The 22,696-nt window shown below is 60.9% G+C and carries 20 protein-coding genes and 1 tRNA gene; 5 read left to right on the forward strand and 16 right to left on the reverse strand.

Annotation, left to right across the window (positions count from 1 at the left end; translation table 11 throughout):
- The first annotated feature begins 52 nt into the window (after positions 1-52).
- Entirely contained in the window at positions 53-1,273 is a 1,221-nt protein-coding gene (locus tag AC1DJO_RS08900) for a YeeE/YedE family protein (RefSeq protein WP_477969986.1), read from the forward strand.
- Here the strand turns inward: AC1DJO_RS08900 and AC1DJO_RS08905 are convergent.
- The 8 genes from AC1DJO_RS08905 to AC1DJO_RS08940 form a co-directional block, all read right to left on the reverse strand.
- Positions 1,270-1,803 (reverse strand): gluconokinase, encoded by a 534-nt coding sequence (locus AC1DJO_RS08905; protein WP_477969988.1) that lies wholly within the window; start codon positions 1,801-1,803, stop codon positions 1,270-1,272. The genes AC1DJO_RS08900 and AC1DJO_RS08905 overlap by 4 nt on opposite strands.
- Before the next feature lie 34 nt (positions 1,804-1,837).
- Positions 1,838-2,671, reverse strand: coding sequence for a dipeptide ABC transporter ATP-binding protein (locus AC1DJO_RS08910; protein WP_112387669.1), 834 nt, complete (start codon positions 2,669-2,671; stop codon positions 1,838-1,840).
- Positions 2,668-3,507 carry an ABC transporter ATP-binding protein gene (locus AC1DJO_RS08915; RefSeq protein ID WP_112387668.1) on the reverse strand — a complete coding sequence of 280 codons (840 nt, stop codon included), beginning with the start codon at positions 3,505-3,507 and terminating at the stop codon, positions 2,668-2,670. The genes AC1DJO_RS08910 and AC1DJO_RS08915 overlap by 4 nt, the downstream gene beginning before the upstream one ends.
- Before the next feature lies 1 nt (position 3,508).
- Complete coding sequence (locus AC1DJO_RS08920; RefSeq protein WP_477969990.1) at positions 3,509-4,399, reverse strand: ABC transporter permease subunit; 891 nt, start codon at positions 4,397-4,399, stop codon at positions 3,509-3,511.
- Positions 4,400-4,408: 9 nt separating this feature from the next.
- A complete protein-coding gene (locus tag AC1DJO_RS08925; protein WP_112387666.1) occupies positions 4,409-5,413 on the reverse strand; it encodes an ABC transporter permease subunit in 1,005 nt (334 codons plus the stop codon).
- 87 nt (positions 5,414-5,500) lie between these two features.
- Complete coding sequence (locus AC1DJO_RS08930; RefSeq protein ID WP_112387665.1) at positions 5,501-7,096, reverse strand: ABC transporter substrate-binding protein; 1,596 nt, start codon at positions 7,094-7,096, stop codon at positions 5,501-5,503.
- A gap of 348 nt (positions 7,097-7,444) precedes the next feature.
- Complete coding sequence (gene rirA, locus AC1DJO_RS08935; protein WP_112387664.1) at positions 7,445-7,924, reverse strand: iron-responsive transcriptional regulator RirA; 480 nt, start codon at positions 7,922-7,924, stop codon at positions 7,445-7,447.
- A gap of 173 nt (positions 7,925-8,097) precedes the next feature.
- Entirely contained in the window at positions 8,098-9,594 is a 1,497-nt protein-coding gene (locus tag AC1DJO_RS08940; RefSeq protein ID WP_112387707.1) for a CoA-acylating methylmalonate-semialdehyde dehydrogenase, read from the reverse strand.
- Positions 9,595-9,778: 184 nt separating this feature from the next.
- Between AC1DJO_RS08940 and AC1DJO_RS08945 the strand changes: the two genes are divergently transcribed.
- Both AC1DJO_RS08945 and AC1DJO_RS08950 read left to right on the forward strand, forming a co-directional pair.
- Positions 9,779-10,093, forward strand: coding sequence for a putative quinol monooxygenase (locus AC1DJO_RS08945; protein WP_477969992.1), 315 nt, complete (start codon positions 9,779-9,781; stop codon positions 10,091-10,093).
- Complete coding sequence (locus AC1DJO_RS08950; protein ID WP_477969994.1) at positions 10,090-10,971, forward strand: LysR family transcriptional regulator; 882 nt, start codon at positions 10,090-10,092, stop codon at positions 10,969-10,971. The genes AC1DJO_RS08945 and AC1DJO_RS08950 overlap by 4 nt, the downstream gene beginning before the upstream one ends.
- Here AC1DJO_RS08950 and AC1DJO_RS08955 read toward each other — a convergent pair.
- From AC1DJO_RS08955 to AC1DJO_RS08975, 5 genes are all read right to left on the reverse strand, one after another.
- Entirely contained in the window at positions 10,966-11,124 is a 159-nt protein-coding gene (locus AC1DJO_RS08955; RefSeq protein ID WP_310292806.1) for a hypothetical protein, read from the reverse strand. The genes AC1DJO_RS08950 and AC1DJO_RS08955 overlap by 6 nt on opposite strands.
- A 27-nt stretch (positions 11,125-11,151) precedes the next feature.
- Positions 11,152-11,589 (reverse strand): DUF4174 domain-containing protein, encoded by a 438-nt coding sequence (locus tag AC1DJO_RS08960; RefSeq protein ID WP_477969996.1) that lies wholly within the window; start codon positions 11,587-11,589, stop codon positions 11,152-11,154.
- 127 nt (positions 11,590-11,716) lie between these two features.
- Positions 11,717-11,962, reverse strand: coding sequence for a helix-turn-helix domain-containing protein (locus tag AC1DJO_RS08965; RefSeq protein WP_112444522.1), 246 nt, complete (start codon positions 11,960-11,962; stop codon positions 11,717-11,719).
- A 205-nt stretch (positions 11,963-12,167) separates the two neighbouring features.
- A tRNA-His gene (locus AC1DJO_RS08970) sits at positions 12,168-12,244 on the reverse strand.
- 130 nt (positions 12,245-12,374) lie between these two features.
- On the reverse strand, positions 12,375-12,824 hold the full coding sequence (locus AC1DJO_RS08975) for a phasin (RefSeq protein ID WP_112387659.1): 450 nt from the start codon (positions 12,822-12,824) through the stop codon (positions 12,375-12,377).
- A gap of 212 nt (positions 12,825-13,036) precedes the next feature.
- On the opposite strand from AC1DJO_RS08975, the gene AC1DJO_RS08980 reads away from it, so the two are divergent.
- The gene (locus AC1DJO_RS08980; protein WP_477969998.1) at positions 13,037-16,699 is read left to right on the forward strand and encodes a PAS domain-containing sensor histidine kinase; all 3,663 of its coding nucleotides are present in this window, start codon (positions 13,037-13,039) and stop codon (positions 16,697-16,699) included.
- A 255-nt stretch (positions 16,700-16,954) separates the two neighbouring features.
- Here AC1DJO_RS08980 and AC1DJO_RS08985 read toward each other — a convergent pair whose 3' ends face one another.
- Positions 16,955-18,907, reverse strand: coding sequence for an acetoacetate--CoA ligase (locus tag AC1DJO_RS08985; RefSeq protein WP_477970000.1), 1,953 nt, complete (start codon positions 18,905-18,907; stop codon positions 16,955-16,957).
- 163 nt (positions 18,908-19,070) lie between these two features.
- On the opposite strand from AC1DJO_RS08985, the gene AC1DJO_RS08990 reads away from it, so the two are divergent.
- Positions 19,071-20,960 carry an AsmA family protein gene (locus AC1DJO_RS08990; protein WP_477970002.1) on the forward strand — a complete coding sequence of 630 codons (1,890 nt, stop codon included), beginning with the start codon at positions 19,071-19,073 and terminating at the stop codon, positions 20,958-20,960.
- On the opposite strand, the gene AC1DJO_RS08995 is transcribed toward AC1DJO_RS08990, so the two are convergent.
- Both AC1DJO_RS08995 and AC1DJO_RS09000 read right to left on the reverse strand, forming a co-directional pair.
- Positions 20,961-21,779, reverse strand: coding sequence for an ABC transporter permease (locus AC1DJO_RS08995; protein ID WP_112387655.1), 819 nt, complete (start codon positions 21,777-21,779; stop codon positions 20,961-20,963).
- Between the two features lie 3 nt (positions 21,780-21,782).
- Positions 21,783-22,694, reverse strand: coding sequence for an ABC transporter permease subunit (locus AC1DJO_RS09000; RefSeq protein WP_112387654.1), 912 nt, complete (start codon positions 22,692-22,694; stop codon positions 21,783-21,785).
- Positions 22,695-22,696: the final 2 nt, after the last annotated feature.

The following is a 22,696-nucleotide window of genomic DNA, read 5'->3' on the forward strand; positions in this document are numbered from 1 at the left end:
CAAAACCAGCACCTGAAGTTCTAGTATTGCGCTAGAATTTCAGGAGAATCCCATGTCTATCGCTTCACCCAGCATCCCCGGCATCAAGGAGCCGTCGCTCGGCACGCCGGGGCTCGGCTCGATCATCGTGCTCGTTCTTGGCACCCTGCTGCTCGGTTATTTCTACGGCCCGGCGCAAGGCGCCCTCTTCCTCGTTGGCGGCGCTCTCGGTATCGCGCTCTACCATGCCGCCTTCGGCTTCACCTCCGCCTGGCGCGTGCTGATCCTCGATGGGCGCGGCCGGGGCTTGCGGGTGCAGATGATCCTGCTTGCGATCGCCGTCGTGCTGTTCTTCCCGTTCCTGGCAAGCGGCACGCTGTTCGGCCATGAGGTGAAGGGGTCCGTCTCGCCGGCCGGTCTCGGCGTCATCGTCGGCTCCTTCATGTTCGGCATCGGCATGCAGCTCGGCGGCGGATGCGCGTCCGGTACGCTGTTCACCGCCGGTGGCGGCAATGCGCGCATGCTGATCACGCTGCTGTTCTTCATCATCGGCTCGGTGCTTGGCACCGTCAATTTCGACTGGTGGGTGAGCCTGCCGTCGCTGCCGCCGACATCTCTGGTGCAGAGCTTCGGCGCGGTGGGTGGTATCGCCGTATCGCTGGCGATCTTCGCCGCCGTCGCCTGGATCAGCGTCATCGTCGAGAAGCGCTGGCATGGCTCGCTCGAGCAACCGGCCCCCTCGCCGCGCCAGGGCCTCTCGCGCTTCCTGCGTGGTCCCTGGCCGCTCGTCCTCGGTGCGGTGGCACTGGCGCTTCTGAACTTCCTGACGCTGGTCATCGCTGGCCGTCCGTGGGGTATCACCTCGGCCTTTGCGCTCTGGGGTGCCAAGGGCGCTTTGCTGCTCGGCATCGATCCGACCGCCTGGGCCTATTGGCAGACGCCTGCCAATGCCAAGGCGCTCTCCGACAGCGTCTTTGCCGATATCACCTCGGTCATGGATTTCGGCATCATCGCCGGCGCCATGCTGGCCTCCTCGCTTGCGGGACGTTTCTCTCCGAGCTGGGATATTCCGCTGCGCTCGATCGTCGCCGCCGTCGTCGGCGGCCTGCTGCTGGGTTATGGGGCGCGCATCGCCTATGGCTGCAATATCGGCGCCTATTTCTCCGGGATCGCTTCGGGCAGCCTGCATGGCTATCTCTGGGCGCTGTCAGCCTTTGCGGGGAATATCGTCGGCGTAAAGTTCCGTCCGTTCTTCTTCCTGGAGAAGAAGAACCTGCGCCGCATCGACGGCTAGGAAATACCGAGCGGCGCGAGCTTCATTCGCGCCGCTTCCGCAATCGCGTCGATGGTGCCGTCGATATCGACCGTGACCACGCCGGGCTCGCCGGTTGGAACCTCAAGCGTTGCAAGCTGGCTTTCCAGCAGCGATGCCGGCATGAAGTGGCCGGTGCGATGACCCATGCGGTCCATCAGCAGTTCCTTCGAACCTTCCAGATAAACGAAAAAGAGATTGCCGCCGGCGGCACTGCGAAGCCGTTCGCGGTAGATGCGCTTCAGCGCCGAGCAGGAAACGATGACGCCATCGCCTTCGGAAAGCGCTGACGTGATCGTCTGACCGATCACGTCCAGCCAGGGCATGCGGTCCTCGTCGGTGAGCGGGATGCCTTTCGACATCTTCTCGACATTGGAGCGCGGATGCAGTGCATCGCCTTCAACAAAACGGAGGCTCAACGCCTCCGCCAGTTTCTCGCCGATCGAGGATTTGCCGGAGCCGCTGACGCCCATGACGATGATGGCATGGGGCTTGCGGTCATTCTCCGGCATCTCTGATCCTCTTTGTTCCGGCTATTTCCATGCCTCAGGAGGCAGCAGCAGCCTTGCGGGCCAGACGCGCCCGGATGGTTTCGACATCGGCCCGCGGCGTCGCGGCAAACAGCGTCTTGGTATAGCTGTGCTGCGGATCGCTGAAGACCTGATCGCGGCTACCGTATTCGACGGCTTCACCGAAATACATCACCATCACGTCGTCTGCCATGTAGCGAACGACCGAGAGGTCGTGGCTGATGAAGACATAGGTGAGGTTCAGCTCATCCTGAAGATCGGCGAGCAGGTTCAGCACCTGTGCCTGGACTGAGAGGTCGAGGGCCGAGACCGGCTCGTCGAGAACCAGAAGCCGCGGGTTCAGCATCAACGCACGCGCGATGGCGATACGCTGGCGCTGGCCGCCGGAGAACATGTGCGGATAGCGGTTGAAGTGGATTTCCTGGAGACCGACCTTCTTCAGCATCGCCATCGCCAGTTCCTGCCGTTCGGCAGCGGGCGTCTTGGTGTTGATGATCAGCGGCTCCATCAGGATGTCGCCGATCTTCTTGCGCGGGTTCAGCGAACCGTAAGGGTTCTGAAAAACGATCTGCACCTTGCGGCGGATTTCCGGCGTCAGATCGCCGGCGGCGATATCGACCTTCTTGCCGTCGATCATCAGTTCGCCCGCCGTGGCAGGGTCGATCATCGTGACGATACGGGCAAGCGTGGACTTGCCGCAGCCGCTTTCGCCGACGATTGCCAGCGTCTTGCCCTGCTCGACCTTGAAGCTCACGCCCTTGACGGCATGAACGGTCTTTGCCTGCTTGAAGAGGCCGCCCGGGAGATAGTAGTCGCGGACGATATTCTTGGCTTCGAGGACTGGCGTCATTGTGCCGCTCCCTGATTGAAAAGCTCGCCGATGGTCGGCAGGCGATCACCGGTGGCGTTGTCTGGAAGAGCGGCGAGCAGAGCGCGGGTATAATCGCTCTTCGGCGCTTCGAAGAGCGACAGGACGTCGGCCTCTTCCATCTTGCGGCCCTTGTACTGAACGATGACACGATCGGCCGTCTCAGCGACCACGCCCATGTTGTGGGTGATCATGATCAGGCCCATGCCGTGCTCACGCTGCAGACGCATCAGGAGATCAAGGATCTGTTTCTGGATCGTCACGTCGAGCGCGGTGGTCGGCTCGTCAGCGATCAGGAGCTTCGGATTGCAGGCGATCGCGATGGCGATCATCACGCGCTGGCACTGGCCGCCCGACATCTGGTGCGGGAAGTGGTTGAGGCGCTCCGCCGGGTTCGGGATGCCGACAGCTTCGAACAGTTCGATCGCACGCTTGCGGCGCGCGGCCTTGTCGAGGCCGAGGTGGATCTTCAGGACTTCCTCGATCTGGAAGCCGACCGTGAAGCACGGATTGAGGCTGGCGATCGGTTCCTGGAAGATCATCGACATATCCTTGCCGATGATCTGGCGGCGCTGGGCGCCGGACATGCCGAGCAGGTTCTGGCCGTCGAAGACCATCTTGTCGGCTGTGACCTTGGCGGTCCAGGGCAGAAGGCCCATGGCAGCCAGCATCGAGACCGACTTGCCGGAACCGGATTCGCCGACGATGGCGAGAACTTCGCCCGGATCGACCTTCAGCGAGACGCCGTCCACCGCGCGGAACGCGCCTGTCGACGTCTGAAACTCGACGACGAGATTTTCGATTTCGAGAAGTGCCATATCAGGACCTCTTCAGCTTGGGGTCGAGCGCATCACGCAGGCCGTCACCCATGAGGTTGATGGCAACGACGGTGATGAGGATCGCCAGACCCGGGAAAGTGACCACCCACCAGGCGCGCTGAATGAATTCGCGCGCTTCGGCAAGCATCGTGCCCCATTCGGGTGTCGGCGGCTGTGCGCCCATGCCGAGGAAGCCGAGGGCGGCTGCGTCGAGGATCGCCGCCGAGAAGGCGAGCGTTGCCTGAACGATCAGCGAAGCCAGGCAGTTCGGCAGGATGGTCTTGAACATCAGGCGCAGCGTGCCGGCACCGGCAACGCGGGAAGCCACGACATATTCCTTCTCGCGCTCGCTCATGACGGCGGCACGCGTCAGGCGAACGAAATGCGGCTGGTTGACGATCGAGATGGCGATCATCGCGTTGGTCAGGCCGGGACCGAGGACCGCGACCAGCACGAGGGCGAGCAGCAGCGACGGGAAGGCCAGGATGATGTCCATCAGGCGCATGATGACGATATCGACGCGGCCACGGAAATAGCCAGCAATAAGGCCGATCAGCACGCCGGCGACAACCGACAGGGTGACGACGACGACGCCGATGAACAGCGAGAAACGTGCGCCATAGATCAGACGCGACAGGATATCACGGCCGACGGCATCAGTGCCGAGCGGATAGGTGAAGCTGCCGCCGTCCATCCAGAACGGCACCGACAGCAGCAGCTGGCGGTTCTGCTCATCAGGGGCATGCGGCGCGACGATCGGTGCGCCGATGGCGATGACCAGGATGAAGAGGAAGATGAAGAGGCCGATGACGGCGCCCTTGTTTCGCGAGAAATAGTACCAGAACTCCGCAAGGACGGATGGCTGGCCGGTTTTTGTGCTTACCGTGCTCATGAGCCGCTCCTAATGACGAATACGCGGGTTGATAAAGCCATAGGTGACATCGACAAGCAGATTGACCAGCATGATGATGCCGGCAATCAGCAGCAGACCACCCTGGACGACCGCATAGTCACGCTTGAAGACCGCATCGACCATCCACTTGCCGATACCCGGCCAGGAGAAGATCGTCTCGGTGAGGATCGCGCCTGCCAGGAGCACGCCGACCTGCAGGCCGATCGTGGTGATAACGGGGATCATGGCGTTGCGCAGCGCATGAACGCCGACGACGCGCAAAGGCTTGAGGCCCTTGGAGCGAGCCGTGCGCACATAGTCTTCGCCAAGCACTTCAAGCATTGCCGAACGCGTCTGGCGCGCGATGACCGCAAGCGGGATCGTGGCGAGAACGATGGTCGGCAGGATGAGATAGCTGACGGCGGACTTGAAGGCGCCGGCCTGGCCGGACAGCAGACTGTCGATCAGCATGAAGCCGGTGACCGGCTTGAAGAAATACATCAGCGAGATGCGGCCCGAAACGGGCGTCCAGCCGAGATAACCGGAGAAGAAGATGACGAGCAGCAGGCCCCACCAGAAGATCGGCATCGAATAGCCGATGAGGGCGACGCCCATCACGCTCTGGTCGAACCACGTCCCTCGTTTAACCGCGGCGAAGACACCAGCGGGAATGCCGAGCGCGGCCGCCAGAATGATGGCGCAAAGCGACAGCTCGAGCGTAGCAGGGAACAGTGTGAAGAATTCGCCGAGAACCGGGCGCTTGGTGACGATCGAGGTTCCGAGATCGCCGTGCAAGACCTTACCGAGATAATCGAAATACTGCACATACATCGGCCTGTCGAAGCCGAGATCATGCATGATCTGGGCGTGACGTTCAGGCGCCATGACTCGTTCGCCCGACAACAGCATGACGGGGTCGCCCGGCAGCAGGCGGATAAACGAAAAGGCGATGAGCGAAACGCCGAGGAACGTTGGGATCAGCACCGCAAGGCGGCCGATGAAGAAACGTAACATGGCAGGTGTCCAATAGTTTCCGGCGGTCAGGATGATCCCGACCGCCGGCCAAGCCCGGCTTTCACCGGACAGTTTACAGATTTTCTATTATTCGGAAATGTCCACGCCGTCGAAGCGGTGGATGCCGAGCGGGTCCATGTGGAAGCCCGTGACCTTCTTGCTCATCGGAACGAAGACGACCGAGTGGTCGATCGTTGCCCAAGGAGCTTCCTTCTTGAAGATCAGCTGAGCCTGCTCATAGAGCTTCGTGCGTTCTGCGACGTCGGCCGTCTGCTTGGCCTTCTTCATCAGATCGTCGTAGTCCTTGTTGCACCACTGAGCACGGTTGTTGCCGCCAACAGCGGTGCAGCCGAGCAGCGTGTCCATGAAGTTGTCCGGGTCACCGTTGTCGCCGGTCCAGCCGAGGATGACGGCGCCATCGCGCTTCACGTCGGAGGAGAGCTTCAGGTATTCGGCCCATTCATGGGTGACGATTTCGACCTTGACGCCAGCCTTGGCGAAGTCGGCCTGCATCAGTTCAGCTGCGCGGCGTGCGTTCAGCATGTAAGGACGCGAAACCGGCATTGCCCAGATCTTCATGGATAGATCCTTGACGCCTGCGGCTTCGAGAGCCTTCTTCGAGCCTTCCGGATCGTACTTATCGTCAACGACGGCATCATTGTACGACCACATCGTCGGCGGGATCGGGTTCTTGGCAACGGTTGCGGCGCCCTGGAAGACGGCGTCAACGATCGCCTGCTTGTTGATCGCCATGTTCAGAGCGCGGCGAACTTCCGGCTTGTCGAACGGGGCCATCTGCGTGTTGTAGGCGAGGAAGCCGATGTTCAGGCCCGGCTGTTCGAGAACGGTCAGGTTCTCGTCCTTCTTCAGCTCGGAAACGTCAGCTGCGTTCGGGTAAGGAAGGATGTGGCATTCGCCGGCCTTCAGCTTCTGAGCGCGAACCGAAGCGTCCGTGGTAATCGCGAACACGAGATCGTCGATCTTTTCCTTGCCCTTGAAGTAGGTTTCGTTGGCCTTGTAGCGGATGACGGCATCCGGCTGGTAGGCAACGAAGGTGAACGGACCGGTGCCGAGCGGCTGCTGGTTCAGCTGAGCCATCTTGCCATCAGCAGCGAGCTTGTCGGCATATTCCTTGGAAACGATCGATGCGAAGTCCATGGCCAGGTCGGCAAGGAACGGCGCTTCCGGACGGTTCAGGGTGAACTTGACGGTCAGGTCGTCAACCTTTTCGATCGACTTGACGAGATCCGGGAAGCCCATGCCGGCAGCGTATTCGTAGGAACCGCCTTCGACATACTTGTTCCACGGATTGTCAGCGCGCAGCTGGCGCTCGAACGAGAAGACGACGTCGTCGGCGTTCAGGTCGCGGGTCGGGGTGAAGAAGTCGGTGGTCTGGAACTTGACGCCCGGATGCAGCTTGAAGGTGTATTCCTTGCCGTCGTCAGAGACGGTCCAGCTGTCGGCGACGCCCGGCTCGATCTCCGTACCGCCATGCTTGAACTCGACGAGACGGCTGTAAACCGTACGCGAGGAAGCGTCAAAGGTCGTGCCTGCGGTGTAGAGGCTCGGATCGAAGCCTTCCGGCGATCCCTCAGAGCAATAGACAAGCGTCTTGGAGTAGGCGGCGGTGGCCATGACGGAAGCCAGGGCAGTCGCTGCCAGCAGGACAGAGAACTTTTTCATGATGTTGTTTCCCAGGTTTGTTCTTTTTGATCTTTGGAGATCGGCGCTAGTTATCCCGATCAGCGGGCCGATGGAACGATATTTATTTGCTGAAAGCAACGGCGTAGGCAGAAAATTTTTCCAGAAAACCAACTTTAGAAATTTTCGGTCAAAAATAGGCCTGAATTTGCAAGATTGAGGCACATTCGACCGCGATTCTGTCGCATTTGGTATAAATTCGCGTCTGTGGACGGCATTGGAAGCGGTTTCAATGCGCTGTGATATATCAACACTGCGTGAGCCGGAACTAAAAAGCCACGGCTACCGAGGGTAGCCGTGGCTTCATGATGACTTTCGACTATTCAAATATTAAGCAGCCGGAGCGGGTATCGCCGCCTTGCGATAAGGCTGCTCGCCGGTGATGCCGAGCAGGAAATTGATCTGCGGACGCGCTTTGACGAGGTCGTCGATCGAGTATTCGGTCAACACGTCGAAGAAGGCATTCAGCGCCTTGCGAAGCGCGGAATTGAGACCGCAGCTATCGACCAGCGGGCACTCGACGGCGCCGTCCTCAAAGCATTCGGCCATGGCGAAGCTGTCTTCAGTGACGCGGACCACGTCGAACAGGCTGATGTCAGCTGCCGGCTTGCCGAGACGCACGCCGCCATTGCGGCCGCGAACGGTTTCGACCAGGCCGGCCTTGTTGAGCGGCTGCAGAATCTTGAAAAGGAAGAGCTCGGACACACCATAGGCTCTGGCGATTTCCGGAATCCGGCTCAAGTGTCCGTCATTGGCAGCGCAATACATCAACATGCGAACCGCATAGTTGGTCTGCTTCGTCAATCGCATGCCGGTCTCCTGACTCGAATGGGGCTGAAGCCTATATAGTGGGTAAGATAGTTTTGAACAATTCCAAAATATGAAAATCGGAGTCACGTTTATGCGGCCCCTCGCCGCATCGTCTCAAACGAAAAACGGGCCCGCCGAGGAGCCCGTTTTCCAAGTCTTCCAGGATGATGCGCTTACTTCATCGTCGGCATGACGAACTCGGCACCGTCCTTGATGCCCGACGGCCAGCGGCTGGTGACCGTCTTGGTGCGGGTCCAGAACTTGATCGAGTCGGTACCATGCTGGTTGAGATCGCCGAAGGAGGACGACTTCCAGCCACCGAAGGAATGATAGGCGAGCGGAACCGGGATCGGAACGTTGACGCCGACCATGCCGATGTTGATGCGTGAGGCGAAGTCGCGGGCCGCATCGCCATCACGGGTGTAGATCGCAACGCCGTTGCCGTATTCATGCTTCATCGGCAGGTCGAGGGCTTCCTCGTAGTTCTTGGCGCGGACAACCGACAGGACCGGTCCGAAGATTTCGGTCTTGTAGATATCCATGTCGGGCGTGACGTTGTCGAACAGGCAGCCGCCGACGAAATAGCCGTCTTCGTAGCCCTGGAGCTTGAAGTTGCGGCCATCGACGACGAGCTTTGCGCCTTCGTCGACACCCTTGTTGATCAGACCCATGATGCGCGCCTGGGCTTCCTTGGTAACGACGGGGCCGAGATCGGCCTTATCATCTGTGTAAGGGCCGATGCGCAAGGATTCGACCATCGGGGTCAGCTTGGCGATAAGACGGTTGGCGGTTTCCTCGCCGACCGGAACGGCAACGGAGATCGCCATGCAGCGCTCGCCGGCTGAGCCGTAGCCCGCGCCCATCAGCGCGTTGGCGGCCTGATCGAGATCGGCATCGGGCATGATGATCATGTGGTTCTTGGCGCCGCCGAAGCACTGGGCGCGCTTGCCGTTCTGGGCAGCCGTGCCATAGACGTATCGGGCGATCGGCGTGGAGCCGACGAAGGAAACGGCCGAGATATCCGGATGCGTCAGGATCGCGTCGACCGCGCCCTTGTCGCCGTTGACGACGTTGAGGATGCCGGCAGGCAGGCCTGCTTCGATCATCAGTTCGGCAAGACGGATCGGCACGGACGGATCACGCTCCGACGGCTTCAAGATGAAGGCGTTGCCGCAGGCGATCGCCGGGGCAAACATCCACATCGGGATCATGGCCGGGAAGTTGAATGGGGTGATGCCGGCGCCGATGCCGACAGCCTGGCGGATCGAATACATGTCGATATTCGGGCCGGCGCCTTCGGTGAACTCGCTCTTGGCAAGGTGCGGAATGCCGATAACGAACTCGCAGACTTCGAGGCCGCGAATGAGATCGCCCTTGGAGTCTTCGATCGTCTTGCCATGTTCCTTGGAGAGCAGTTCGGCGAGCTCGTTCATGTTCTCGTTGAGAAGCTGCACGAACTTCATGAACACGCGGGCGCGGCGCTGCGGGTTGGTGGCAGCCCACTTCGGCTGGGCAGCCTTGGCGTTCTGAACCGCTGCGTCCAGTTCGGCATCGCTGGCGAGCGCGACGGTCGCCTGCACTTCGCCGGTTGCCGGGTTGTAGACGTTGCTGGTGCGGCCGCTGGTACCCGCGACCTGCTTGCCGCCGATGAAATGTCCGATCTGACGCATGAAGTGCTCCTCCTGTATTTTCTCGATGGCTAACAATCGCACTTCAATTTGCACAAATCAATGAGCTGGGATAAGCAACCGTTGTGCGCAAATTGAAGTTACAAGACTGGAAAGCGGCCTTGTGAACGATAGATAGGTCCGCTTCTGCATTGGCAACCGGCATCCCAGAGGAGGCGAGTGAGCGATGAGCGAAAATCGCATCGTCAGAATGGCCGAGATCGAGGTCGATCCCGAGCATCTCGAGACCTACCGCGCATTGCTCGCCCAGGAGATTGCGGCATCGGTTGCCGCCGAAGAGGGTGTCCTGTCGCTGAATGCGGTGGCGATCAAGGGCAGCCCGAACAAAATCCGCATACTCGAGGTCTATGCCAGCCAGGAAGCCTATGAAGCTCATCTTCGGGCGCCGCATTTCCTGAAATACAAGACCGGGACGGCAGGAATGGTGACATCGCTGACGTTGCTGGAGGCCGATCCGATCATGATGTGCAGCAAGCCATGAACTGGGACGACGTCCGCATCTTCCTCGCCGTCGCCCGCACCGGGCAGATCCTTGCCGCGTCGAAGCGGCTGGGGCTGAACCACGCAACGCTGTCCAGGCGGCTGACCTCGCTGGAGGAAGCTTTGAAGACGCGCCTCTTCATTCGCCGCACCAATGGCTGCGAACTGACTGCGGAGGGCGAAATCTTCCTGTCGTCGGCGGAGCGGATGGAAACCGAGATGCTGGCAGCGCAGGCCAATCTTGGCCGGACCGATACGGCGATCGCCGGTACTGTGCGCGTCGGGGCGCCCGATGGTTTCGGCGTCTCGTTTCTGGCGCCGCGCATGGGGCGGCTGATCGAACGGCATCCGGAACTGAAGATCCAGCTGGTGCCGGTGCCCCGGTCCTTCTCGCTGTCGCAGCGCGAGGCGGATATCGCCATCACGCTTGAGCGGCCGGAACAGGGCCGGCTGATTTCCGCGAAATTGACCGACTACACGCTTGGCCTCTACGCATCGAAAAGCTACGCGGCGCAAAACGGCCTGCCCGCCGACGCCGAGGCTTTGAAGCAGCACAGGCGGATCGGCTATGTCGAAGATCTGCTGTTTTCGCAGTCGCTGAACTTCACCGGCGAAGTGATGCGCAACTGGGATGCCGCCTTTGAGATCTCCTCGGCGACGGGTCAGACGGAGGCGGTGCTTTCTGGCGCGGGGATTGGCATCCTGCACGACTATATCGCCCGGCAGCATGCTGAACTCGTCCGTATCCTGCCCGGCACGTCCATCCGCCGTGCCTATTGGACGACATTCCACGAAAGCGCCCGCGAACTCGTTCGCGTGCGCACCGTCTCGGATTTCCTGCAGGAACTAGTCAATGCCGAGCGGCACATCTTTCTATAGATGTTTCGCCGGCTCTTCGTTCTCATCCGGATTGGGGTTCGGGGCCTCGTCGGGAAGCCTGTCGGGTTCCGGTTCCTTTATCGGCGGCTCCGGCATCCAGCCGGGTCCCGGCATCGGCGGCTGATCGGGGATAGGTTCGTTGGGTACGGACATATCCTGCTCCTTCCGTCTCTGTTGGTTTCAATTTTCCGGTTTCGTAGACTCGGCAGCGCGCATCGGCATGCTGTCTATGATGGCGAATAGCTCGCCATTGCTCACAGGCTCGCTGACCTTGAGCTTCACCGTACCATCCTTGCCGATCAGCGCCGCGTGAAAGGTGCCGGTATCAGGTGCGTCGAGCGCTTGGCGCAATGCGCCGACATCGACCGGCTCCGCTGAACCGAAGACGGCCCGGACTGCACTGCCCGACACCTTGAGGACGATCATGTCGCGCTCCTCAAGCGCCGCCCGGTCCGCGAGCAGCTGGTGTTCCTGGCGGGCGGCGCGGCTGTTGTCGCTGTCTGAGAAGATCACCAGAACGCGATTCTTCCACTGAAATTGCGAGAGGCACTCGATTGCCGCATAGGCGGCGTTCGTCTCATCGACCTTGGTCGCACCATATAGAAGCGTCTTCGACATTCCCGTTCTCCCGTCCGTTGATAGAACGGCTGGGAGGATCGGACAGTTCCATCGGCAATGGAGCCATGCCCCTGAAATGAAAAAAGCCGGTCAGATCGACCGGCTTTTTAGTTCGTTCCTGCGTTAGTTACATCGGAACGAAGGCAGACAACGGGACCTGCAAGGCAGCGGCAATGCGCTTGAGCTTTGCGGGGTCGGCGTTTTCCCCATTTTCAATTTCCGTAATTTCACTCGGCACGAGACCACAGGTCACCGCCAGATCGTCGATGCTGTAGCCGACGGCTTCGCGCGCAGTCTTGACCTCGGCCGCGACGTTGATCGCAGACACCACAGTCGCCTTGGATTCATCCAGATTGTTGAGAGAAATGGACATGAAGTCTCCTTCGATAAGCAGCTCTGAAGTAACCCCCGGCACAAAATGGCACTGCCGCTCACATTTTGCAACGCAATATAAGAGAAAGTTTACCTGTGCCGGTACGAGTAGATAGGCAGGCGGGCCCGGACGGCAAGACCGGTAGAATGTGATGGTCCCTGCTGTGCTTCAGGGTCCGCTTCGGGATCATATATGGAAGGAAGAATGGTACGGTTGGGGGGTCTCGAACCTCCGACCTCAGGTGCCACAAACCTGCGCTCTAACCAACTGAGCTACAACCGCACAATGCCGCGCTCGGCGCGACGGGGGTCACATACGAGGACTTGAAAATTAATTCAAGCCCTATCTCCCCTCAATGTACAAAAAGGCCGGACGAAGCGTCCAGCCTTTTGTTCTATGTGCCCGAAATCGATCAGGCAGCCTTGAAGGACGCCATGACCTTTTCGGCGGCTTCCTTGGAAGGCTTTGCGAGCTTTTCGGCAACCTGCTTGGAGGTTTCCTGCATCGACTTCGCCTGCTCGACGGTCAGCTCTGCCTGCTTGCGGAAGAAGGTGGTCTGGAGTTCGAAGAACTCGGCAACCGACTTGACGCCAAGAAGCGCTTCCATGTGCGAGAGAGAGTTTTCGGCATTGGTGCGGAGCGCATCGATAGCCTTGAGGCCGATCTCAACGCTGCCGGCCTGTGCCGTCTGAACGGTGGCTTCAAGCGTCTTGCCGGCGTCTTCGCCAGCGGACTTGATCTTGCTATAGGCTTCGCGCGACTGCTGAGCGCCCTTTTCAGCAAAATCACGGAACGATTCTGCGAACTTGGACGGGTCGAACGCGGCCATTGAAAAAACGTCGTCGGTCTTTATGGTAGCCATTGGATGCGAGCTCCTTGAGTCCGGGCGTTTGACGCCCTTTAGTTTGGATAGAGCTTATATAGACCAACTTATTGTGCATTGCAACATAATTGTGCGACGCACAAGGCGTTAACCTTTCCGCCCGAAAAGGCGGCCTGAAGCTGGACCCTTTTCCGGCGCATCGTTATTAATAGACCGTTAATTAAAAGAGACCTAAGGCAACAAGGTTCCCCATGCCCGCTGTCCAGTACCCGTTCATCGACATTGCAGTGCATCAGCGGGTGCGGGAGCGTTTTTCGCGTGGCGAAGCCTTGGTGCTTTTTTCCGCCGACCTGAGCCGCCTGCTCTGGGCAAATGGCGCGGGTGCCGAGCTCTTCGGCCATTCGGCCGTCTATGACCTGCTCGACCAGGGCGTCGGCAGCGGCGACATCACCTTCCGGCAGTTGGAGACGACGGCGCGGCAACTGAGCGCGACCGGCGACAGCCGCAGCCTGATGATCCGCATCGTCAAAGGCTTCCAGCGTGTTCCGGTTCAGGCAAATGCCGAGCTGATCGGGCTTTCGAGCGGCGAGCGCGCTATCCTGTTTTCGGTCCCCGTCGCCGGCAAGGCGTTGAGCCCGGCCGCCTCGGCTGCGCAGATGCTACAAGGTCTCGACGATCCGGACACGCACATGGCCGTCATCGGCGCCGACGGCGAGGTCATCGCCTCGTCGCCCGGATACGCCTCGCTCGGCATCACCCAGCAGACGGCAAAGACCCTGACGGCACTCGCATCCAGCCATCCCGATCGCCTCGTCAAGCGGCCGGTCGCCACCGGCAAGGGATATCTCCCGGCCGCCGTCGGAAAGCTGAGCGACGAACCGGTGCTCAATCTGCTTTTTGCCGTAGAGACCGTGCTCGGGCATCTCGATCCGATCGACCCCGCGGCCCCGGAAGAAGTCTTATCCACAGCCGCCGTTAACCATATCCCTCCCGCGAAATTCGACGAGGCGCTGAGCGCTGTCGCCGGGATCGAAGAGGTCGAGGAGACGCTGGAAAGCGTTGGCGACCCTGAAGAGGCGCCCGCCGAAGAACCGCGCGTCGAGGAATTTGTCGATAGCGAACCGCAGAGCGAAACAGCAGCGGACGAGCCAGAACAGCAGGCCGCCGCCGAGCATGTGACTGACGAGACACCCGATGAGCTGCCGGAGCCGTCCGTAGAAGCAGAGCTCGTTACGATCGAACCGCAGCCGAATGTCGTGCTTCATAACGAGGCCGACGAAGCCGTTGAAGATGACGCGCCGACAGAGGAGACCGTGGAAACGCCGCTGATCGACGCCGCCGCTGCAGAGCTTGCAGACGAACCGGTAGCCGATGCTCCGGCTGCAGCGGAAGCCGTCGCCGGCGAACAGAAACCTGCCGCCGCCTTCAGGTTCCAGCCGAACAGCCGGGCAACGCGTTTCGTCTGGAAGATCGATGCGCAGGGTTGCTTCAGCGAGGTATCGAACGAGTTTGCCGAGGCCGTCGGCCCGAACGCCGCCAACATAATCGGCGTCGCCTTCAGCGATATCTCCGCGCTCTTCAATCTCGATCCGGAAGGCAAGATCGCCGAGGCGCTGGAGCGCCGCGATACCTGGTCCGGCAAGACGATAAATTGGCCGATCGAAGGCACAAGCCTCGTCGTGCCGGTCGATCTCGCCGCGCTGCCGACCTATACGCGCCACCGCGAGTTCGACGGTTTCCGCGGGTTCGGTGTCGTGCGCCTTTCAGATGCAGCTGAAGATCCGCTGGCCCTTGGGCTGACGCTCGGGCCGGAGGGTATCGGACGCGATGCAGCAAGTCTCGACCAGCCATTGGAAGACGTTCATGCCGAGGCGCCCTCGCCCGTCGAGGACGTAACGGCGACGGCCGTTGAAGAAGAGCCTGCCCCAGCTGAATTGCCTGCGCCGCGCGAAGAGCCTCCGGCGCTGCGCCTTGCCGAAACACCAAGCCGCCGCCTGACCGACAAGATCGTGCAACTGCACAATGCCGGCCCGGGACTGAGCGCGTCCGAACAGGCCAACTTCCGCGAGATCGCCAAGCGGCTCGAGGCCTTCGGCGTGCGTGAAGACGGCTCTGCAGAAGACGAGCCCGCAGGTGCTGACGCGGTCCAAGCGGTGACGCCGGTCGAAGAAATTCCGGTCGCGGCGAATGATTCCGTACCGCCGGACGAAGAGATCGCCGTGGTGGCCGAAGAACCCGCCGAGCCTGCGGAAGCGGAGATCGCCGAAGCTGCCAGCGACGGCGAACAGCCTACGGCGGCGGCAGCGGACGGCGACAGCGATGACGACGCCACCGAAGGACTGCCGGAAACATCCTTCAGCCCGATGGAAATGCTGAGCACCGTCATCCCGCCGCGTGTGAAGATGGTCGATGGGCTTTCCTCGGCGACAGTCGATCAGCTGCCGGTCGCCGTGCTGATCCATGCCGGCGACGCGCTGATCCATGCCAATCCCGAATTCATGCGACTGACCGGCTACACGTCTCTCAGCGAGCTGAACGAGGTTGGTGGCCTGGATGCATTGCTGCAGCGGCACGAGCTGGACGAGAATGCCGGCCGCCCTGGCGCGATGATGCTTGTCACCGCCGATGACCGCGTGGTGCCTGTCACCGCCCGCCTGCAGTCGGTTCGCTGGGAAGACGCCAGCGCACTGATGCTGGCGCTGATGCCGGTCGAGAACAAGGAAGCTCCGGCCGGGAAGGCCGAAGATGCGCGCCACGACAACCGCTCCGACCGGATGGTCGAGAAGGTTGCGAAGCTGCAGGTCGAAGTCGAAGAACTCCGCTCGATCCTGGAAACGGCGACTGACGGTGTGGTCGTCATCGGCGCCGAGGGCGACATTCGCTCGATGAACCGTTCGGCAAGCGCGCTCTTCAACTACGACGAAGAGGAAACGCGCGGCAAACCCTTTGTCATGCTGTTTGCGCATGAGAGCCAGAAGGCTGTTCTGGACTATCTGAACGGCCTTTCCGGCCACGGCGTTGCCAGCGTGCTGAACGATGGACGCGAAGTGATCGCCCGCGAAGCCGCCGGCGGTTTCGTGCCGCTATTCATGACGATGGGACGGCTGACGTCCTCCAGCGGCTACTGCGCCGTCATCCGCGACATTACCCAATGGAAGCGCACCGAAGACGAGCTGCGCAACGCCAAGGGCGCCGCCGAAACGGCCAATGCCCACAAAACCGACTTTCTGGCCCGCATCAGCCACGAGATCCGCACGCCGCTCAACGCCATCATCGGCTTCTCCGACATGATGGCCGGCGAGCGTTTCGGGCCTATCGGCCACCCGCGCTATATCGAATATGCCAACGATATCGGCCGCTCCGGCCGCCACGTGCTCGATATCGTCAACGATCTGCTCGACATCTCGAAGATCGAAGCCGGCGAGATGGATCTCGACTTCGCCTCCGTCGGACTCAACGATGCGATTTCGGAGGCCGTGGCGCTGGTGCAGCCGCAGGCCAACGGCCAGCGGGTGATCATCCGCACGGCGCTGTCGAATTCGGTGCCCAATGTCGTTGCCGATCTGCGCTCGGTGAAGCAGATCGCCCTGAACATCCTGTCGAATGCCATCCGCTTCACACCCTCAGGCGGGCAGATCGTCGTTTCGACCTCGTACGAAAGCAATGGAAGCGTCGTCCTGCGCGTCCGTGACACCGGCATCGGCATGACACGCAGCGAGCTCGATCAGGCGATGAAGCCGTTCCGTCAGGTTTCGGCGCAGTCGCGCCACCGCGGCGACGGTACCGGCCTCGGCCTGCCGCTGACCAAGGCGATGGTCGACGCCAACCGGGCAATTTTTGCAATCAATTCGGCGCCGAACGAAGGCACGCTGGTGGAGATCACCTTCCCATCGCAACGGGTGCTGGCGGGCTGAGACGTATCCCGGTCGGATTGAACTGCTCGAAAACGAAAAAAGGCAGCCCGAGGTCTAGGCTGCCTGGAGTTTGGTGCTGTTCAACAAGGGCTTAGTCGCTTAACGTCATGTCAGGGGAGCCAAGGGCTCCTAGCTGCCTATCATCCACAGCTCCAAGTTGCTTCACCTTTGACCAACCTTTCTTAACGAAGGGTTGCCGCGGCTGGGAAGCTATCAAAGGTGAAAGCTTGTAGTTTCGGGCGCCTTTTATTGAAATTAGCCGTTTAATTCAGCCAATCCGGCGAAAAGCTCCAGCGCTTCCGGGTTTGCAAGCGCCTCTTTGTTCTTGACCGGCCGGCCGTGGACGACCTCGCGCACCGCGAGTTCGACGATCTTGCCAGACTTTGTGCGGGGAATATCTGTGACGGCGATGATCTTGGCCGGTACGTGGCGCGGCGATGCACCGGTGCGGATGCGAGTCTTGATCGTCTTCACCAGATCTTCGCTCAGCGACACCCCCGGCGCGAGACGGACGAACAGCACGACGCGGACGTCGTCATCCCAATCCTGGCCGATGCACAGCGCTTCGGCCACCTGTTCCATCTGCTCGACCTGATTGTAGATCTCGGCGGTGCCGATGCGCACGCCACCCGGATTGAGTGTTGCGTCGGACCGGCCGTGGATGACCAGACCGCCATGCTGCGTCCATTCGGCGAAGTCGCCGTGACACCAGACATTGTCGAAGCGTTCGAAATAGGCAGCGCGATATTTGGCACCGTCAGGGTCGTTCCAGAAGCCGGCAGGCATAGACGGAAAGGCCTTGGAGCAAACGAGTTCGCCCTTTTCCTGGCGCACCGGCTTGCCTTCGTCGTCCCAGACATCGACGGCGAGGCCGAGGCCTGCACCCTGGATCTCGCCGCGCCAGACCGGCTGCAGCGGATTGCCGAGGACGAAGCAGGAGACGATATCCGTGCCGCCCGAGATCGAAGCGAGCTGGATGTCTTCCTTGATACCTTCGTAAACGAAGGTGAAGCCTTCGGGTGACAACGGTGAGCCGGTCGAGGTCATCAGCCGGAGGCTCGAAAGGTCGTGGCTGGTGCGCGGCGTCAGGCCGCTCTTGCGCACGGCATCGATATATTTCGCCGAGGTGCCGAAGACCGCGAATTTCTCCGCCTCAGCGTAATCGAAGAGCACGTTGCCGTCAGGCGCGAAAGGCGACCCGTCGAAGAGGCAGAGCGTGGCGCCAGCGGCCAAGCCGCTTGCCAGCCAGTTCCACATCATCCAGCCGCAGGTGGTGAAATAAAAGAGCCGGTCGCCGGGCTTGATGCCGCAATGCAGGCGGTGCTCCTTCAGGTGCTGCAACAGCGTGCCGCCCGCCGAATGGACGATGCATTTCGGCACCCCCGTGGTGCCCGACGAGAAGAGGATATAGAGCGGATGGGAGAATGGCAGCGGCGTGAACTCGACCGGCTTTGCCTGATAGGGCGAAAGGATTTCGGCGAAGGTCTTGGCGCCGGGTGTCGCTCTCGCCACGGCCTCAGCATCACCGGCATAGTGAACGATCATCGACGGCGCCTGCAGCTTGGCGGCGACGGCAAAGATCTTGGCGGAGATATCTTGCAGCTTGCCTGAATACCAATAGGCATCGCAGGCAATGAACAGCTTCGGGCCAATCTGGCCGAAGCGATCGAGCACACCCTGTTCGCCGAAATCGGGGGAGCAAGAGGACCAGATGGCCCCGATCGAGGCAGCCGCCAGCATGCAGGCGATGGTCTCCGGCATGTTGGGCATCATCGCGGCGATGCGATCGCCTTCGCCGATGCCGAGTGCACGATAGGCCTGCTGCAGCTTCGAGACCGTCTCATGGAGACGGTTCCACGACCAGCGATCCTCGACCTTATCCTCGCCGCGAAAGATCAACGCATCGCCTTCGCCCTCGGTCGACAGCAGGTTTTCCGCGAAGTTCAGCCTGGCATCGGGAAAGAAGCGTGCCTTCAGCATGAGATCGCCATCGGCAAGCACACGATCGCCCCGGTCGCCGCGAACGCCGCAGAAATCCCAGAGAGCTGCCCAGAATTTCTCGCGCTCGGCAATCGACCAGGCATGCAGGCCGGCGTAGTCGTCAAGCGCCAGTCCGAAGCCGGCGTTGCAATGCTGCATGAAGGCATACATCGGGCTTGCTTCAATGAATTCCCGTGACGGCGTCCAGAGCGGCCCAATGTCGTTCATCGCATTTTCCTCCCGTTTATTCGCTATATAACATGCTGCACTGCATTATAAAGCGTGCATTGCGCCAACTGCACGGCCAGCCGAATTGCATATGGCGCGTATTTCATATATCCGGCAAACTCAGCGCGTAACCGGTAAGCGACTGAAAAGACTGGCGGAGCTGATGAGTACGTCAAGACAACCGAAGTGGCGTAGAAATATGGCCCCCGTTTCGCGCTGGCTACCGGGTATCGCACGTCTGGTGACGATGCTCTTGCTTGTTTCCGCCGTCATCTTTGTCTCCCTGCGCGTTGCCGCACCTTTCCTCGTCTCGACCGGCATGGTGCGCTCCGGCATCGAAGATGCGCTGTCGCGCTGGACCGGCTACAAAGCGGAGATCAAGGGCAGCCCGGGGCTCGAATTCTGGCCGACGCCGCGCATCACGCTGAACCAGATCACCATCCGGCAACCGCCAAACGCGGGCAACAAACTGCTCGGCACGATCGAGAGCCTTTCGGCTGATTTCAGCCTGATCGATGCGCTGCGCGGCCGGGCAAGCTTCCACGAATTCCATCTACTGCGGCCCAACCTGTCGCTGACCCGCGACCAGCAGGGCCTGATCGACTGGACCTATGCCGGCCAGCTTGCCAAAGCGATCGATGGCGCCCACCAGGATGGCAATGCCGAGCTTCTCGATCCGAAGCTTGATGCGGAGGTCGGCGCGATTACCGTCGAGGACGGCACATTCAATATCGCCGATCTCTCGACGGCCAAGACCTACCATTTCGATGGCGTGACTGCCGATATCAACTGGCCAAGACTGTCGAGCGGAATGTCGGCCGTGCTGATCGCGCGTACCAGCGGCCAGGACCTGAAGATCGACTTCTCGTCGCGCACGCCGCTGCTGGTGTTCGATGGCAAGACCGCCGAGATCAAAGCGTCGCTGACATCAGGCCTGATGACGGCGGCATTCTCCGGACTCGGAAGCATATCAAGGCTCGACGGCCTGTCAGGGAATGTCACGGCCAATATTGCCGATGTCCCTGCCCTATTGGCATGGTCGGGCAAGTCGATCCCGGGCACCGAGAGCCTCAAGTCCTTTTCGATCAGCAGCGACGTGATTTCGGCGGCGAATGGGCTTCGTTTCAACAACGTCACGCTCGGGCTCAACGGCTCTACCGCAAGCGGCGTGATGGATGTCTCGAACGTCCGTAACAACCGGGCAAAGCTTGGCGGCACGCTTGCCTTCGACACGATGAACCTCAAGCCCTTCTTCGACGCTTTCGCGCTGCGGCTTGCAGCGGGCGAAGAGGGCGCGACGCCCGATGGCGGGCCGCTGCAGCGGCTGGATCTCGACCTGCGGTTCTCGGCCAAGGAAATGCAGCTTCAGCCATTCGCCCTATCGAATGTCGGCGCCAGCATCATCGTATCCAGCAACGAGGCGAAGTTCGATATCGGCGACAGCCAGTTCGAGGGCGGCGAGATGTCCGCGCATCTGGAAGCAACGCGTGGCGACTTCGACGGTGGCGGCAAGCTGCAGATGTCGATCCGCGGCGCGGATTTCGGAGCGCTGGTCGAGCGGCTGCAGCTGAAAGGTCCGCTGCCGCTGACCACGGGTTCGCTTGACGTTTCGCTGAAAACCGCAAAGCCGCTCTGGACAGCCGGGCTTGAGGATGTGAACGGACAGGTCGCATTTCAGGCAGGGGCCGGGTCGATTGCCAACTTCGATGTGGAGGCGATCCGCAATCAGGCGGCGCAGCAGAGGTTCTTTCCGCTCAATGCTGCCGGTGACCACTCCTTCCCATTCACGCGGGCCGAACTGACGGCAAACCTCTCCGCCGGATCCGCCGATCTTGAGAACGTGCGGGTTCAGGGCACGGTCGAAACGCTCAGCCTGTCGGGTCTCATTCCTCTGCAATCCAGCGGGCTCGCGCTTTCCGGCTCGCTGCAGGCGACCGACGATACGCGGGCAGCGGAGCTTCCACTGCTGCCCTTCTTCATCGGCGGCTCCTGGCCCAATCCGGTGATTTCGCCGGTGCCGGTGGTTGCCCAGCCGGCACCGAACGCGCAGTAATCAGGGCGCATTGGCGGCAGCGCGTTCGTCGCGCTCCCGCTGCACTTCGCGGCGCTTGGTGATCACCGAAGCTGCGATAACCCCGACAGCGACGACGGCAATCAGCAGGGTGCAGACCGCGTTGATCTCCGGCGTCACGCCCAATCGCACTTGGCTGTAAATCCGCATCGGCAGCGTCGTCGCCCCCGGACCGGAGGTGAAGCTGGCGATGACGAGATCGTCGAGCGACAGGGTGAAGGCGAGGATCCAGCCGGAAAAGACGGCGGGTGCGATGATCGGCAGCGTGACCTCGAAGAAGGTGCGGACCGGCGGGGCGCCGAGATCCTGCGCCGCTTCCTCGATCGACTGATCGAAGGTCATCAGGCGGGACTGAACGACAACCGCCACAAAGCACATGGTCAGCGTCGTGTGCGCCAGCGTGATCGTCCAGAAGCCGCGGTCGAGACCTATTGCCACGAAGAGCAGCAGCAGCGACAGGCCGGTGATGACCTCAGGCATGACGAGCGGCGCATAGACCATGCCCGAAAACAGCATGCGGCCGCGGAAGCGCGTGTGCCGCACCAGCGTGATAGCAGCCAACGTACCTAGAATGGTTGCCGCCGTCGCCGACAGGACACCGACGCGGACCGTCACCCAGGCGGCATCCAGCAGGGCGTCGTTATGCATCAACGACACGTACCACTTGGTCGAGAAACCACCCCAGACGGTGACGAGTTTGGACTCGTTGAAGGAGAAGATGACAAGGAGCACGATCGGCAGATAGAGGAAAGCGAAGCCGAGCGTGACGGAGATGATGTTAAAGCGTGTCCAGCGTAGCATCGCTTATCTCCCCTGCTCGTCGGCTTTGGCCTGGGCATTCTGGAAGAACACGATCGGCACCACGAGGATCAAGAGAAGGATGGTCGCCACCGCCGAGGAGACCGGCCAGTCGCGGTTCGAATTGAACTCGTTCCACAGCGTCTTGCCGATCATCAGCGTCTGCGATCCGCCGAGCAGATCGGGGATGACGAACTCGCCGACGGCGGGAATGAAGACCAGCATGCAGCCGGCGACGACGCCGGGCAGCGACAGCGGGAAGGTGACGCGCCAGAAGGCCCGGATCGGCGTGCAGCCGAGATCCTGCGCCGCCTCTATCAGCGTGCCGTCCATCTTTTCCAGCGAGGAATAGAGCGGCAGAACCATGAACGGCAGGTAGGAATAGACGATGCCGATATAGACGGCGATGTTGGTGTTCAGGATGATCAGCGGCGTATCGATGATCCCCGTTCCAATCAGCACCTGGTTCAGCAGCCCTTCCGGCTTGAGAATGGCGATCCAGGCGTAGACGCGGATCAGGAAGCTCGTCCAGAACGGCAGGATGACCAGCATCAACAGCGTCGGACGGATGCTGCGCGGCGCCTGCGCCATGCCATAGGCGATCGGATAGGCGATCAGCAGCGTCAGGAAGGTCGAGATCCCGGCAATGACAAGGCTCGAGATATAGGCGTTGAAATAAAGCGGATCGTCGATCAGGTAGCTGTAATTGTCGAAGGAGAAGGTCGACATCTTGTCGAGGATGCCGCTCCAGCCGTCGGCAAACGAGAAGGACGGCTCGTAGGGCGGCATGGCAATCGCCGTTGCAGACAGCGATATGCGGAAGACGATGAAGAACGGCGCCAGGAAGAAGATCAGAAGCCACGCATAGGGGATGATCATCACCAGGCGATTGTAAACGGCTGAACCGAGCTTGCCCATGA

Source organism: Rhizobium sp. 05N430 (genome assembly GCF_056396985.1).

Bases quoted from the DNA above. Each gene is read 5' to 3' on its own strand.
- AC1DJO_RS08930 (WP_112387665.1), bottom strand. From the start codon at position 7,096: ATGAAAAAGTTCTCTGTCCTGCTGGCAGCGACTGCCCTGGCTTCCGTC.
- AC1DJO_RS08945 (WP_477969992.1), top strand. From the start codon at position 9,779: ATGAGCGAAAATCGCATCGTCAGAATGGCCGAGATCGAGGTCGATCCC.
- rirA (WP_112387664.1), bottom strand. From the start codon at position 7,924: ATGCGATTGACGAAGCAGACCAACTATGCGGTTCGCATGTTGATGTAT.
- AC1DJO_RS08985 (WP_477970000.1), bottom strand. From the start codon at position 18,907: ATGAACGACATTGGGCCGCTCTGGACGCCGTCACGGGAATTCATTGAA.
- AC1DJO_RS08925 (WP_112387666.1), bottom strand. From the start codon at position 5,413: ATGTTACGTTTCTTCATCGGCCGCCTTGCGGTGCTGATCCCAACGTTC.
- AC1DJO_RS08915 (WP_112387668.1), bottom strand. From the start codon at position 3,507: ATGGCACTTCTCGAAATCGAAAATCTCGTCGTCGAGTTTCAGACGTCG.
- AC1DJO_RS08965 (WP_112444522.1), bottom strand. From the start codon at position 11,962: ATGTCCATTTCTCTCAACAATCTGGATGAATCCAAGGCGACTGTGGTG.
- AC1DJO_RS08975 (WP_112387659.1), bottom strand. From the start codon at position 12,824: ATGGCTACCATAAAGACCGACGACGTTTTTTCAATGGCCGCGTTCGAC.
- AC1DJO_RS08905 (WP_477969988.1), bottom strand. From the start codon at position 1,803: ATGCCGGAGAATGACCGCAAGCCCCATGCCATCATCGTCATGGGCGTC.
- AC1DJO_RS08910 (WP_112387669.1), bottom strand. From the start codon at position 2,671: ATGACGCCAGTCCTCGAAGCCAAGAATATCGTCCGCGACTACTATCTC.
- AC1DJO_RS08920 (WP_477969990.1), bottom strand. From the start codon at position 4,399: ATGAGCACGGTAAGCACAAAAACCGGCCAGCCATCCGTCCTTGCGGAG.
- AC1DJO_RS08960 (WP_477969996.1), bottom strand. From the start codon at position 11,589: ATGTCGAAGACGCTTCTATATGGTGCGACCAAGGTCGATGAGACGAAC.
- AC1DJO_RS08900 (WP_477969986.1), top strand. From the start codon at position 53: ATGTCTATCGCTTCACCCAGCATCCCCGGCATCAAGGAGCCGTCGCTC.
- AC1DJO_RS08955 (WP_310292806.1), bottom strand. From the start codon at position 11,124: ATGTCCGTACCCAACGAACCTATCCCCGATCAGCCGCCGATGCCGGGA.
- AC1DJO_RS08980 (WP_477969998.1), top strand. From the start codon at position 13,037: ATGCCCGCTGTCCAGTACCCGTTCATCGACATTGCAGTGCATCAGCGG.
- AC1DJO_RS08950 (WP_477969994.1), top strand. From the start codon at position 10,090: ATGAACTGGGACGACGTCCGCATCTTCCTCGCCGTCGCCCGCACCGGG.
- AC1DJO_RS08995 (WP_112387655.1), bottom strand. From the start codon at position 21,779: ATGCTACGCTGGACACGCTTTAACATCATCTCCGTCACGCTCGGCTTC.
- AC1DJO_RS09000 (WP_112387654.1), bottom strand. From the start codon at position 22,694: ATGGGCAAGCTCGGTTCAGCCGTTTACAATCGCCTGGTGATGATCATC.
- AC1DJO_RS08940 (WP_112387707.1), bottom strand. From the start codon at position 9,594: ATGCGTCAGATCGGACATTTCATCGGCGGCAAGCAGGTCGCGGGTACC.
- AC1DJO_RS08990 (WP_477970002.1), top strand. From the start codon at position 19,071: ATGAGTACGTCAAGACAACCGAAGTGGCGTAGAAATATGGCCCCCGTT.